The organism is Streptomyces sp. NPDC001070 (assembly GCF_053598835.1).
This window is the reverse complement of the sequence record NZ_JBSFLB010000008.1, coordinates 118,363-131,881: the sequence shown is the minus strand read 5'-3', so window position 1 is coordinate 131,881 and position 13,519 is coordinate 118,363. Positions and strand designations below refer to the sequence as shown.

Annotated in this window: 9 protein-coding genes and 2 pseudogenes; 5 read left to right on the top strand and 6 right to left on the bottom strand. The window is 73.8% G+C overall.

Annotated features, from left to right (window positions below; all coding sequences use genetic code 11):
• Window position 1: 1 nt before the first annotated feature.
• Window positions 2-3,361, bottom strand: coding sequence for an FtsX-like permease family protein (locus tag ACWDAS_RS12530; protein WP_450389044.1), 3,360 nt, complete (start codon window positions 3,359-3,361; stop codon window positions 2-4).
• 321 nt (window positions 3,362-3,682) lie between these two features.
• Here ACWDAS_RS12530 and ACWDAS_RS12525 point away from each other — a divergent pair, with 321 nt between their 5' ends.
• Window positions 3,683-4,354: an ABC transporter ATP-binding protein gene (locus ACWDAS_RS12525; protein ID WP_450389236.1), complete on the top strand. Its 672-nt coding sequence runs from the start codon at window positions 3,683-3,685 to the stop codon at window positions 4,352-4,354.
• Window positions 4,355-4,598: 244 nt separating this feature from the next.
• Here the strand turns inward: ACWDAS_RS12525 and ACWDAS_RS12520 are convergent.
• Window positions 4,599-4,817: pseudogene (locus ACWDAS_RS12520) on the bottom strand (PepSY domain-containing protein); the annotation flags it as partial.
• Between the two features lie 299 nt (window positions 4,818-5,116).
• On the opposite strand from ACWDAS_RS12520, the gene ACWDAS_RS12515 reads away from it, so the two are divergent.
• From ACWDAS_RS12515 to ACWDAS_RS12500, 4 genes are all read left to right on the top strand, one after another.
• Window positions 5,117-5,542 carry a VOC family protein gene (locus ACWDAS_RS12515; protein ID WP_450389042.1) on the top strand — a complete coding sequence of 142 codons (426 nt, stop codon included), beginning with the start codon at window positions 5,117-5,119 and terminating at the stop codon, window positions 5,540-5,542.
• Window positions 5,539-6,621: an adenosine deaminase gene (locus ACWDAS_RS12510; protein WP_450389040.1), complete on the top strand. Its 1,083-nt coding sequence runs from the start codon at window positions 5,539-5,541 to the stop codon at window positions 6,619-6,621. Before ACWDAS_RS12515 ends, ACWDAS_RS12510 begins: the two co-directional genes overlap by 4 nt.
• Window positions 6,622-6,961: 340 nt before the next feature.
• Window positions 6,962-7,363 carry a DeoR family transcriptional regulator gene (locus ACWDAS_RS12505; RefSeq protein ID WP_450389038.1) on the top strand — a complete coding sequence of 134 codons (402 nt, stop codon included), beginning with the start codon at window positions 6,962-6,964 and terminating at the stop codon, window positions 7,361-7,363.
• Window positions 7,364-7,398: 35 nt separating this feature from the next.
• Window positions 7,399-8,379: a hydroxyacid dehydrogenase gene (locus ACWDAS_RS12500; protein ID WP_450389036.1), complete on the top strand. Its 981-nt coding sequence runs from the start codon at window positions 7,399-7,401 to the stop codon at window positions 8,377-8,379.
• Window positions 8,380-8,449: 70 nt separating this feature from the next.
• On the opposite strand, the pseudogene ACWDAS_RS12495 reads toward ACWDAS_RS12500, so the two are convergent.
• The 4 genes and pseudogenes from ACWDAS_RS12495 to ACWDAS_RS12480 all read right to left on the bottom strand — a co-directional run bounded on the left by ACWDAS_RS12495 (window position 8,450) and on the right by ACWDAS_RS12480 (window position 13,489).
• Window positions 8,450-9,722: pseudogene (locus tag ACWDAS_RS12495) on the bottom strand (alpha-L-fucosidase).
• A 150-nt stretch (window positions 9,723-9,872) separates the two neighbouring features.
• Window positions 9,873-10,703 carry a carbohydrate ABC transporter permease gene (locus ACWDAS_RS12490; protein ID WP_450389234.1) on the bottom strand — a complete coding sequence of 277 codons (831 nt, stop codon included), beginning with the start codon at window positions 10,701-10,703 and terminating at the stop codon, window positions 9,873-9,875.
• Between the two features lie 92 nt (window positions 10,704-10,795).
• A complete protein-coding gene (locus ACWDAS_RS12485; protein ID WP_450389034.1) occupies window positions 10,796-12,148 on the bottom strand; it encodes an ABC transporter permease subunit in 1,353 nt (450 codons plus the stop codon).
• 9 nt (window positions 12,149-12,157) lie between these two features.
• Complete coding sequence (locus ACWDAS_RS12480; RefSeq protein ID WP_450389033.1) at window positions 12,158-13,489, bottom strand: ABC transporter substrate-binding protein; 1,332 nt, start codon at window positions 13,487-13,489, stop codon at window positions 12,158-12,160.
• Between the last annotated feature and the right edge of the window lie 30 nt (window positions 13,490-13,519).

Sequence of the window (13,519 nt, the reverse complement as noted above, 5' to 3'; positions counted from 1 at the left end):
GTCAGTCACCTCCTTGCCGGCGCAGGGCCCGGGCGGGATCGGCGGTTCGCAGCACCGTCACGGCGACGGCGAGCAGGGGCAGTACGGCAACGGCGGCGAGCAGCCGGACGAGCGGCCCGGCGGGCAGCTCCACCCGTACCGCGGGAACGGGGCTGCCCGCCCCGGTCGTCAGAACGATCAGCGGCACGATCAGATGCGTCAGCACGCCGCCGAGCAGCGCGCCCACCACCACCGCGACCACGACCAGCAGAGCCTGCTCGGTCGCGATCACCCGGGCCAGCGACCGCCGCGACGCGCCCATGGCGCGCAGCATCGCGAACTCCGCCGACCGCTCCCGCACCGCACCGGCGGCCGCCACCGCGAAGCCGACCGCGGCCAGCACCGCGGCCACCACCACCGCGGCGGGGAGCGCGGACAGCGGGCCCGCGCCGAGCGGGTCGCGCTCCAACTCGGCACGCCGCTCGTCGCGGACGAGAACCGAGGTGACGTCCCCGCGGGCGCGCAGGGAGGTCGCGACACGGCGGGCGGCGCCCGGTTCGGTGCCCAGCCACCACTCGGCCGGCTGCAGGCTGGGCAGATCGTTGTAGGCCAGCGTCCGGTTCGCGCTCGCCAGGTCGATCAGGAGCGCGCCCCCGTCGGTCCTGGAGGAATCGGGCGCGGTGGCCGGCAGGGCACGCACCGCGGCGGTGATCCGGACGGTGAACCGTGTGCCCGCCAGGTCGACCGGCACCGTGCGGCCCACCCGGGCGTCGACGGCCCGCAGGAAGGCGTCGGTGGCGACCGCCGGCAGCACCTTCGCCGGCGGTGCGCCCGCCCACAGCGAGACCGAGGCCGTCTTCGAGCCGAAGGTGAAGGGCCAGGTCTCCGTGGGCTCCTGCCCGGTGTCGTACCGGAGGGTGAGCGGGGTACGCGCGTCGGAACGCGGCGTGCCGGTGGTGCGCGAGATGCGGAAACCGTGCTCCGGTTCGGCCGGGAAGTCGGGGTTGTCGATCTGGGCCCGGGCCGACCACGGGGACCCGGCCCCGGTGGGGACCGGTACGTCCCGTACGCCGCCGTCCGCCGCCACCGTGCGCAGGGCGGCGAGGGTGAGGCGGTGGTGCTCGGTCCTGGTCGGCAGCAGGTACTCGGCCTTGAGGGCGGTGACCCGCAGGGGCCCGGCAGGCGCGGCGCCGCGCGCCCGCCCGGCCGCGGCGGCGAAGTCCGCCTCCAGGACGTGCTGTTCGCCGTCGGCGGACATCTCGCCCAGGACGAAGGTGTAGGGCACGCCGTAGCGGTCGACGACGGTCGCGTACAGGCGGTCCGTGACGGTGCCCCGGACCGTGCGGCCCCCGGGACCGAGTGCCTCCAGCCGCGCGGTGACGCGCAGTCGGGCGGCGCCTGCGGGAAGGACGAAGCCGGCCTCCCGGGCCTCCGGGCCCACGCCGGTCCGCAGCGGCCGGGCCAGCCCCGCCGCGGAGCGGTCGGACAGGTCGCCGCGCAGCCGCATCACGCGGGCCATTGCCTCGCTGTCCAGGGCAAGCACCGTCGCCTCCCGGTCCTCGGGCAGCGCCACTCCCGCACGAGCGGCCGGGGTGACGGCCGCGATCCCGGGAATGCCGTCGTACACACCTCCCTGACCGAAGGGCGGCGTGGTCGTACCGGTCACCCGGATGTCCGTGCCCACCGCGAAGTCGGCCTGGTCGCGCTGCGAACGGGACCAGCTGGCGTTCTCCCCGATCGCGAACAGGCTGATCGACACGGCGAACACCAGCAGCAGGGCCGGCCCGGCGCCGCGGCCCGGCCGCCGCGACAGCTGCCAGCCGGTCAGTGCCGCCTGCAGACCGCGCGTCCTGGCCGCCCGCCGCTCGCCCAGCCGGGCGGCCGGCGGCAGCAGCCGCAGCGCGAGGACCGCCCCCGCCAGCAGGCACAACGCGGGAGCCACCACCAGGATCGGATCCAGGCCCAGCGTGCCGACGGTGTCGGCGGACAGGGCGCCCGTCCCGGCGCCACGCCGGGACAGCTGCCAGTACGACAGACCGGCCACGACGGCCAGCCCGAGGTCCATGCCGGCCTGCGCGGCGCCGGGCAGCGCGCGCCGCCGCCCCCGCGCGGCCTGCTCGCCGGCGTACGTGCGCGAGCGGCGCAGCGCGGGCGCGACCACGGCGAGGGCGCACGCCAGCGCGGTCAGCGCCGCCACCGACCACGCGGTGGCCGCCGACGGTTCGAGCCGCACCCCCGCCCTGGCCAGCGCCCCCTGTCCGGCCAGTACCCGTACCAATGGCCCGGCCAGCAGCGGTGCCAGCACCGCGGCGGGCACGGCGAGGAGCAGCGCCTCGGCGGCGCCGAGCCCGGCGATCCGGGCGCGCGAGCCACCGCGGGCCCTCAGCTGCGCGGTCTCGCCGGAACGTTCCTCCGCGAGGAGCCCGGCGACCAGGAACAGCGAGAGGGCCGCCAGCAGCATCAGTTGCAACGCGCTGATCAGCAGGGTCGACCGGCTCACCAAAAGGGTTCGCCGCAATTCGGTGAGCAGCTGCGGCAGTTCGCTGCTCGCCGTCGCCGTCCCGGCGGAGGAGTCGCCCTGCAGGAGCCGGACCGTCCGCCGGACGTCGAGGCTGACCCGGTCGATCCGGGCCGTCGTCATGGTGGAGAAGTCGGCGCGCGCCTGCCAGCCCATCTCGGCCGCGGCCACGGCGCCGGAGCCGAACGCCCGGGGATCGACGAGCATCGGCCCGTACGTCGTGAACGCCAGCGTCCGCACCCCGCGTCCGCCCAGCGGGTCGAGCCGCCAGTACAGCGCCTCCCGGTCGACGGGCCGGTAAAGGCCCGTCACCCGTACACGCAGCGTGCCACCGTGGAGCCGGTCGGCCAACGACACCAGGTCGCCGGGGCGCAGCTTCAGCGCCGTCGCGGCCGTCCGGGGCAGTGCGACGGGGACCGGGCCCTTGCCGTCGGCCGGGGCCCCCGGGAAGGCGCCCTCGGTCAGGGTCACCCGGGACCGGTCCAGGGTGGCGAGGAGCGTCAGGTCCGGGTCGCCGGTGCGCGGCGCGCCCGGTGGACGCAGGGTCATCGGCAGGCCGTACGGTCCCGAGCGGGTGCTGGACGAGACCCGGACCGGAAGCCCGTCGTAGGCCCCCGCGAGGGTCTTCCGCACACGGGAGTCCAGCCGCCCGGTGTCCTGGCCCGCCACATCGGACTGGACTTCGACGAGGGTCCTGGCGACCGACTGGTCCTGGAGCGCGCGCCGGAGCCCCGCGTCCCCGACCGCGTTGCTGAACGCGGCAAGCGCGGTCACCGCACAGGTGGTCAGCACCATGGACAGCAGTGCCGCACCGAGCAGCAGTCGGTGTGCGCGCAGGCGCAGGAAGACGAACCCCGGCACCATGCCCCCCGTTCTCGATGCCCGTAACAATGTGTTGCGAGTGTTCCGCCGTGCCAGGCCACCGCCCGGCGGTGAGGAATGACACCGCCCCGGCCCACGCCAAGGCGGGCCCGTACGTGAGTCCTCACGGCGACCCGACGATATGGCCGCACGCGAGTGCGACCGCCGCGATCAGCATATCCGCAAGCCGCCACTCGTCCCACCGTGTGAACAGTGGCACCGCGCACAGTGGCACAGTGGCATCGCACTATGCTGTCCGCCATGAGCGAGGGACTGCTGGAACGACGTGACGGACCGGCCGGCGACGGGGCGGCAGCCGACGCGATGGTCGTGGTCGAGGACCTGGTGCGCACCTACGGCACCGGGGAGACCGCCGTGCGCGCGCTGGGCGGGGTCTCCTTCAGCGTGGCGCGCGGCGAACTCGTCGCCCTCAAGGGGAGGTCCGGCTCCGGCAAGACCACCCTGCTCAACCTGATCGGCGGCCTCGACCGTCCCGACGCCGGCAGTGTCCGCGTCGACGGCACCGAAGTCACCGGCCTCGGCGAGCGCGAGCTGCTGGCCCTGCGCCGGGACCGCATCGGCTTCGTGTTCCAGTCCTTCGGGCTGCTCCCCGTCCTCACCGCCGCCGAGAACGTGGGCGTTCCTCTCCGGCTCCGCAAGACCGCCCGTCGCGAACGCGAGGAGCGCGTCGCGCTGCTGCTCTCCCTCGTCGGCCTCGAAGGCCACGCGGCCCAGCGCCCCGGCGAGATGTCCGGCGGCCAGCAGCAGCGCGTCGCCATCGCCCGCGCCCTCGCCAACCGCCCGGCCCTGATCATCGCCGACGAGCCGACCGGGCAGCTGGACGCCGACACCGGCCGCTCCGTGATGGAACTGCTGCGCGCCGTCGTCCACAGCGAGGGCGTCACCGCCCTCGTCGCCACCCACGACCCCCAGCTCCTCGCCCTCGCCGACCGCGTCCTCGAACTCCGCGACGGCCACATCGTCGCCCCCGACTGAACCGGCCGAGCCCGGCACACCGTCGTGGGCTCTCCCGGCGCCCCGCGGTGTGATGGTGCGCCGGCCGGAGTGGAGCGACCCGGAGCCCGTCACCCGGCGGTGCACCCCGGCCGGAGGCACGACACCCGGGGCGGGACACTGCCGGCGGAGCATCAGGAAGTCCTGCGTTCGGGCCCGATGGGCCACGTCCCGGTGCGCAGCACAGGCGATAGTGCGCCGCGCGTGCTTCGAGGCGCCGTCCCCGGGCCCAGCCGAGGGCGGCGACGGCCGGGAGGCCGAGGATCAGCACGGGCAGCGGAAGCCGTCGCCAGGTGCCGCGGGCGGGGGCCCTGCCGACCAGCGCCGCGTGGCCGTCACGGGTGGGGCGGCGCTGCCACCACATCCGGTAGCCCCACACGATTCCGAGGACCATCCCGAGCGCGGCGACCGCGAGCACGATCTGGTTGGCGACCCCGAACAGCAGCGGGCGCAGCCCGGCGCGATCACGCCGGACCGGAACCCAGGTGCTCGGCCGTACGTGCCGGCATCGTCCGTGCCCGCGTCGGCCACCGGGCGCCGCGGTGCCCCGGTGCCGGGACTGTGCCCGGGAAGGGGGAGCGGGCCGGTCACCCGCTTGCCGGGAATTCGGCCCCGGCTCTTCGGTCCGGCGGCCCAGGGTCGTGGGGGCTCCGCCTCCCCGTCCCGGGCGGGGTGATCACCGCTGGGTCCGGTCCCGGAGGGCGCGCCTTGCCCCTGTCCAGGTGTTACGTATAACGTTCGCGCATGTCCCGTATCGCCCTGGTCACCCTCGTCGTCCGCGACTACGACGAGGCCATCGCCTTCTACACCGGCGCCCTCGGTTTCGAGCTCGCCGAGGACGAGCCGCGCCCCGGCGGCAGCCGGTGGGTCGTCGTGCGCCCGCCCGGCGGCGGCGCCACGGGCGGCGGGCTGCTGCTCGCCCGCGCCAAGAACGACGCGGAGCTGGCGCGGGTCGGCGACCAGACCGGTGGGCGGGTCGGCTTCTTCCTGCACACCGAGGACTTCGCGGGGGACTACGCGCGGATGCGCGCCGCAGGGGTCACCTTCCTGGAGGAGCCCCGCCACGAGGCGTACGGCTCGGTCGTCGTCTTCCAGGACCCGTACGGGAACCGCTGGGACCTCCTCCAGCCCGCCACCACCGCCACCACCGACCAGGAGCGCCCCGCGTGACCACGCCCACCCCCGACACCGACCTGATCCGCCGGCTGCCGAAGGCCGTACTCCACGACCACCTGGACGGCGGCCTGCGCCCGGCCACCCTGGTCGAACTCGCCGCGGAGATCGGCCACACGCTGCCCGCCACCGACCCCGGGGCGCTGGCCGCCTGGTACTTCGACGCCGCCAACTCCGGCGACCTGGTGCGCTACATCGCCACCTTCGAGCACACCATCGCCGTGATGGGCACCCGCGAGGGCCTGCTGCGCGTCGCCGAGGAGTACGTGCTGGACCTCGCCGCCGACGGCGTCGTGTACGGCGAGGTCCGCTATGCCCCCGAACTGCTGGTGCACCGCGGTCTCGCCCTCGCCGAGGTCGTCGAGGCCGTCCAGGAGGGCCTGGCCGCCGGAATGGCCAAGGCCGCCGCCGCGGGCACCCCGGTCCGCGTGGGGACGCTGCTGTGCGCGATGCGGATGACCGACCGCAGCCGCGAGGTCGCCGACCTCGCCGTCGCATACCGCGACGCGGGGGTCGTCGGCTTCGACATCGCCGGTGCCGAGGACGGCTTCCCGCCCGCCGACCACCTCGCCGCCTTCGAGCACCTGCGCCTGGAGAACGTCCCGTTCACCATCCACGCGGGCGAGGCCCACGGCCTGCCCAGCATCCACCAGGCGGTGCAGGTCTGCGGCGCGCTCCGCATCGGCCACGGCGTCCGCCTCGCCGAGGACATCGTGGACGGCAAGCTCGGCCGTCTCGCGGGCTGGATACGCGACCGCCGCATCGCGCTGGAGGTCTGCCCGACCTCCAACCTCCAGACGGGGGCCGCCACCTCCATCGCGGAGCACCCCATCACCCTCCTGCGCGACCTCGGCTTCCGCGTCACCCTCAACACCGACAACCGCCTGGTGTCGGCGACGACCATGACCCGCGAGATGGAGCTGCTCGTCACCGAGGCGGGCTGGACCGTGGAGGACCTGCGCGAGGTGACCGTCAACGCCCTCAAGAGCGCCTTCATCCCCTTCGACGAGCGCAACGCGCTGATCCGCGACGTCGTCCTGCCGGGCTACGAGGCGGTGCTCGCCGGGGGCCGCTGACCGACGATGGGCGTACCGGGCCGGCCCTCAGCGGCGCCGCCCGCCGTCCGAACCCCCGCCGTGAGGACGTCCCCGTCACAGAGCTCTTGGAGGACCCGCTGTTCCGGATGTTCGCGGAGCGGGCCGTGGCGACCATGGCCGGGACGGCGCCGCTCTGGCCCGGGTCACGTTGACCAACTGGTATCCCGCCCATGTGCACGAGCGGATCCACCGCGGCGAGGGCGCCCCGGCGAGCGGGGCCGGACGCAGCGAAACGAAACGGAACGCAACGTGTGAGAACGACAGTGCGCCCGGCTAGGCTCCCCCCGACGGGCGGGAACGTCAGAGGGGGAACGGCGCGGTGCACGCGGGGAAACGCCATCGGGCGATCGTGCGCGTGGTCCGGGAGCGCGGATCGAAACGGGCCACGGAGATGGCCGCGGGACTCGGCGTGCCCCCGGTGACCATCGGCGAGGACGCGGAACCGCTCGCCGGACGCGGCCTGGTGCCACGCGTCCACGGCGGGCCCGTGCCGCCCGGGGACCGGGCGGGAACGGCGGCGCCGCCCCGCGCGAGGGCCGGCGGCGAGCCGGTCGCCGGCATGATCGTGCCGTCGGCGGCCCACTGCTGCCCCGAGGTCGGCAAGGGCGCCCGTAAGGCCGTTGCCGCCGCGCCCGCGACCTCCCTCCTACCACTCGACGCCGCGTTCGTCCGCCTGCGGGGCGTCCGGCGCTCCGGCCTCACCACTGGAGCCGTCACGTGACCCGTGCACACCGCCGTCCCCGTACCGTCCTCGCCATGAGCGCCGATACCCGCGAGGCCGTCCTCACCCCGGCCGCGCTCGAACGCCTGCGCCGTGTCGCCCTTGTCGATCCCGCCCTGCTCGTGGAGGACTTCGGCGCCCCCGCGGCGGCGGAGCAACTGGCGGGCGCCGAGGTGCTGTTCACCGGCTGGGGCTGCCCGCCCCTGGACGAGGGGGCGCTGGCCCGAACGCCCCGGCTGCGCGCGGTCGTCCACGCCGCGGGATCGGTCAGGCACCACATCACCGACGCGGTGTGGCAGCGCGGCATCCAGGTCTCCACGGCCGCCGCGGCCAACGCGCTGCCGGTGGCCGAGTACACCGTCGCCGCCGTCCTCTTCGCCAACAAACGGGTCCTGGACTCTGCGCGGGTCTATCGGGACAGCCGCCGCCGCGTCCCGCTGCTCGACGGGTTCCCCGGCATCGGCAACTACCGGCGCACCATCGGCATCGTCGGCGCCTCCCGCATCGGGCGGCGGGTCATCGAGCTGCTGCGCCCCTTCGACCTGCGCCTGCTCGTGCACGACCCCTACCTTGACCCCGGTGAGGCGGTCGCCCTCGGCGCCGAACCGGCCGGGCTCGACCAGTTGTGCCGACTCAGTGACGTGGTCAGCATCCACGCTCCCGAACTGCCCGAGACCCGGCACCTCTTCGACTCCGTGCGGCTGGCGCTGATGAAGGACGGGGCCACACTGATCAACACCTCGCGGGGCACGCTGGTCGACACCGCGGCGCTCACCGCGGAATTGGTCTCCGGCCGCCTGCACGCCGTCCTCGACGTCACCGACCCCGAGCCGCTGCCCGCCGACTCGCCGCTCTACGACCTCCCGAACGTCCTGCTGACCCCGCACGTCGCCGGATCGCTCGGCAACGAGCTGGCCCGGCTCGCCGACACCGCGATCGACGAGATCGAACGCCTTGCCCACGGAGCGCCGCTCGCCCACGCCGTCCACCGCGACACCGTCGAACGCTCCGCCTGAGGAGGGGCCCCGTGGCCGTGCCGCGCGTGCGCGGCGGGACGTACCCTCGCGCCGCGGTGGCGGAGCCCGCTCAGGCGCGGCCGGTGCCCCGGTAGAGGTCCAGCTCGCCGTCGAGCTGGAGGGCGAGCACGGTGGCGTACGGGTCCAGGGCGGCGGGGGAGGGGGCGTCGATCCAGGTGACCCCGGGCACCTCGTGCAGCCCGCCGACGACCCGGTGGCCCAGCTCGGCGCCCGTGCCGACCACCGACACGCGGCGGACGCGGTTGCGCAGCCCCCGCACCGCGACCGTCTCGCGCGGTGCGTCGAAGCACACCAGGTAGAGGGTGCGGCGATCGGCGGACAGGGTGCTGGGGCCGTAGTGGTGCCCGGCGGGCAGCCCGCCGACGGTGCCGTACACGGCCTCGGCGTGCTTGCGGATCCAGTCGCCGAGGCCCTCCAGCCGCTCGGTCTGCTCCGGGGTGACGGTGCCGTCCTCGCGGGGCCCCACGTCCAGCAGGAGGTTGCCGCCGGTGCCGATCGTCTCGGTGAAGTAGCGGACCAGCTGGCGCACCGACTTGTGGTGGTGGTCGGCGTGCTGGAAGCCCCAGGAGTCGTTGACGGTCAGGCACAGCTCCCACGGGCCGGCCGGCGGCTCGACGGGGATGCCCTGCTCCGGGGTGGCGTAGTCGCCGTGGTTCAGCATGCGCGCGTTGAGGATCGTCTCCGGATTGCCCGCCAGGATCCTCGCGGCGAGCGCGTCCAGGCCCCACTGCTCCTCGCTGCGCTCCCACTCGCCGTCGAACCAGAGCAGGTCGGGGCGGAAACGGTCGACCAGTTCGCCGACCTGGGCGTCGCGGTAGCCGAGGTAGCGCTGCCAGGCGGCCGGGTCCTCCTTGCCGTCCTCGGGGGCGACAAAGCGATTCGTCGCCACGTCCTCCGTCGGCGGGGCGGGGGTGGACGACGCTGGCGTAGTCCGGGTGGTTCCAGTCCGAGTGGGAGTAGTAGAGGCCGACCTTCAGGCCCTGTTCGCGCAGCGCCTCGGCGTACGGGGCGACGAGGTCGCGCCCGGCCGGGGTGCGCCGGACGACCGACAGGTCGCCCTGCCCGGTGTCCCACAGGGCGACGCCGTCGTGGTGCCGGGCGGTGAGCACGGCGTAGCGGGCGCCGGCCCGGGCGAAGAGCCTGGCCCAGGCGCGCGGGTCGTACCGCGCGGCGGTGAATCCGCCGAGCTGGCGCATGTACTGCTCGTGAGGGACCTCGCCGCGGTAGAAGGCCCAGGACTCGGGAACGCCGTCGACCGCGTAGATCCCGTAGTGGACGAAGATGCCGAGCTTGGCGTCGGCGAACCACGGCTGCAGGGGCATGCTGACGAGTCCTTGGGGCGAGTGGGGGTATGAGCAGGGGATACATCGGAGGAGTCTTGTCCGCCACGTCGACCCTAAAGGGCAGGGCGACAACCGACAAGCAAGACCTCCGATGTATCCCGTGCTCGCTCTCCCGTCCTCCGCGGCCTCCTACTTCACGGAACCGGCCATGACCCCCTCGACGAAGTGGCGCTGGAAGGCGAAGAAGACCACCAGCGGCACGATCAGCGACAGGAAGGCGCCCGGTGCCAGCACATCGATGTTGGCGCCGAACTGCCGCATCTGCGACTGCAGGGCGACCGTGAGCGGCTCGGTGCCGCTGTCGGCGAAGATCAGCGCGACGAGCATGTCGTTCCAGACCCACAGGAACTGGAAGATGGCCAGGCTGGCGATCGCCGGACGGCCCACCGGCAGCACCAGTTTGCGGAAGATCATCCACTCCGTCCCGCCGTCCATGCGGGCGGCCTCCAGCATCTCGCGCGGGATCTCGGCGAAGTAGTTGCGCAGCAGGAAGATCGCGAACGGCAGCCCGTACGCCACGTGGAAGAGGACCACGCCCGCGGTCGTGCCGAACAGCCCGACCGCTCCGAAGAGCCGGGCCACCGGCAGCAGCCCGATCTGCACCGGCACCACCAGCATCGCGACGACCACCAGGAAGACCCAGTCCCGCCCCGGGAACTCCAGCCAGGCGAAGGCGTATCCGGCCAGCGCGGCGAGCACCACGACGGCCGCCGTGGCGGGCACCGAGATCAGCACGGTGTTCCAGAACGCCTGGGTGATGCTGCTGTCGCCCAGGATGGCGCTGTAGTTGCCGAAGGTCAGCGACCCGGGATGGAGCAGCGCGGTCCACCAGCCGGAGCCGGCGTTGTCCTCGGAGTCCCGCAGCGAGGCGACGAACAGTCCGGCCGTCGGGGTGAGCCAGATCAGCGCGACGATCGTCAGCAGGCCCTGGACCAGACCGCCGCGCACGACCGCGACCAGCCGGCTCGCCACGGAGGGACGGCCGGGCCCTCGGCCGGCCCGCCGCCCGGGCGGGGTGGGCGGAGCGGGGCGCGGTGCGGCGGTCTGCACGGTCATCGGTTGCTCCTGCGGAAGCGTCGGATGTTGAGGGCCATGGCCGGGAGCACCAGCAGCAGCAGGACGACGCCGATCGCGCTGCCCAGGCCCTGGTTGTTGCCGCCGCCGAAGGAGACCAGCCACATCTGCAGCGCCAGTACGTTGGCCTCCTCCTTCACCGGGCCCGGCGCGATGATGTAGACGAGGTCGAAGACCTTCATCACGTTGATGACCAGGGTCACGAAGACCACGCTCAGCACGGGCGCGAGCAGCGGCACGGTGATGCGGCGGAAGATCTGCCACTCGCTCGCGCCGTCCATCCGGGCGGCCTCGAGCGTCTCGCGCGGCAGCGAGGACAGCCCGGCGCCGATCAGCACCATCGAGAAGCCGGTCCAGACCCACAGGTAGGCGCCGATGATCGCCGGCGTGACCAGCGTCGGGCCGAGCCAGTCGATGCCCGTGTACGGCTCCGCGAAGTTCTTCCCGGGCAGCCGGACGCCGTACGGGCCGTCCCCGGCGTCGGGGAAGCGGAAGGAACCGTCGTCACCGGTGGTCGTGGTGGCGACCACGGTGTCGCCCTTGGTCAGCTCGACCGCCATGTGCGGCAGACCGCGCTCCTGGGGGTCCACGACGCCGGGCGTGCCCCCGCCGCCCGGGACGAAGTCCAGGTAGACCACGCCGGTGACGGCGTCGTCGGAGACCCGCGCGGGCGCGGCCGGGCGGGCCTGCGCGGGGAGGGACGCGGGCGGCAGGCCGACGAGGCCCAGCGTGACGTCCTTGCCCGGTGCCACCTGCGCGACCGCCTGGTAGCCGCCGTCGCCGGACTCCTTGAGCACCTGTGTGCCGCGCGGTCGGGCGCCGGGGTAGGCGGACGAGTCGGTGAAGGAGTCGTGGACGGCGACGGCGACCGCGTTCATGACTCCGCGCTGCGGGTCCTGGTCGTACACCAGGCGGAAGGTGATGCCCGCAGCGAGGAAGGAGACCGCCATCGGCATGAAGATCAGCAGCTTGAAGGCGGTGGCCCAGCGGACTCGCTCGGTGAGCACCGCCAGGACCAGACCCACGCCGGTGAGCAGCGCCGGCGCGACCGCGACCCAGATCGCGGTGTTGCGGATCGCCGTCAGGTTGGCGGGGTCGCTGAACATCTCCTGGTAGTTGTCCAGGCCCACGAAGCGGTCGCCGCTCGCGTCGAACAGGCTGCGGCCGATCGAGAAGAGGATGGGGTAGCCGACGAGGGCGCCGAGCAGGAAGAGCGCCGGGAGCGCGAAGGCGATCGCCGTGATCCGGGCCCGGCGCGAGCGCCGCCGGACGGCGGCCGGGGCGGTGCCGCCCGCCGGAGCGGACGGCACCTTGCGGGTGAGGGCGGACATGACGGGACCTCAGCCCTTGTACGCCTTGGCGGCCGCGGCCTCGAGCTTCGCCGCGGTGGCCTTGGGGTCCGACGGGTCGCGCAGGAAGTCCTGCAGGATCTGCCACTCGCCCTTGCCGGGCGTGCCGCCGAAGGCGGGCGGCGTCTGGTCCGACATGTCGAAGCGCACGGTGTCACCGGCGTCGACGAGGGACTTGGCGGCGGTGCGCAGGGTGTCGTCCGCGTAGGAGGCCGGGTCCAGCTTCGTGTTGGGGGAGAGGAAGCCGCCCGCCTTCGCCCAGAGCTCCGCGGCCTCGGGGGTGGCCAGGTAGGCGATCAGCTCCATGGCGGCCTTGGCGTTCTTGCCGGACTTCAGCGCCACGGCGGCCTCGCCGCCGCCGACCACCGGTGCGGGGCCGCCGTCGACCGAGGGGAAGGGGAAGAACTTGGCGTCCTCGCCGACCTTGCCGCCCAGGTCACCGGAGATGACACCGCCGACGAAGTCGCCCTCGTAGACCAGACCGGCCTTCGGGCTCTTGCCGAAGACGCGCGCGACGGAGTCCGGGAAGCTGGTGGCCAGGGCGCCCTTGCGGCCGCCGGCGAGCAGGTCGTCCTCGCCGAACAGCTTGGCCAGGGTGGTGAGCGCCTTGACGACGGTGGGGTCGCTCCAGGGGATCTGGTGCTGGGTCAGCTTGTCGTAGTTCTCCGGGCCGGCCTGGGAGAGGTAGACGTTCTCGAACCAGTCGGTGAGCGTCCAGCCGTCCGAGCCGCCGACGGCGAACGCGGGCAGGCCCGAGTCGGAGACCGCGCGGGCGGCGTCCAGCATCTCCTGGAAGGTCTTCGGCGGCTGCACACCGGCGGTCTCCAGCGCCTGCGGGCTGTACCAGACCGTCGACTTGTCGGAGGTCTTGAAGTACAGGCCGTAATAGGTGCCGTCGACGGTGCCGAACGTCTGCCAGATCTTGGCGTAGTTCTTCTCCGCCGCGCCCTTCACGGCCGGCGACAGCGGCTGGAGCCAGCCCTTGCCCGCGAACTCCTTGAGCACGCCGGGCTGCGGCACCATCGCGACGTCGGGCGAGTCACCGCCCTCGATCTTGCTGCCCAGGACGGTCGCGAAGTTGTCGCCGGTGGAGACGTACGCGACCTTCGCCCCGGTCTTGGCGGTGAAACCGTCCAGGACCTTCTGGAAGTTCTTCTGCTCGACGCCGGTCCAGACGGCGGCGACGGTCACCGTCTGGCCCTTGAGCTCCTGGCCGCCGGAGCCCGAGCCGGAGCCGGAGCCGGCCTTCGTGTCGCCGCCGCAGGCGGTGGTCGCGAGGGCCAGGCCGCATATCGCGGTGGCCGCGACGAGGGTGCGCTTCATCGGGGTCGATTCCCTTCTTCGGTGGGGTGG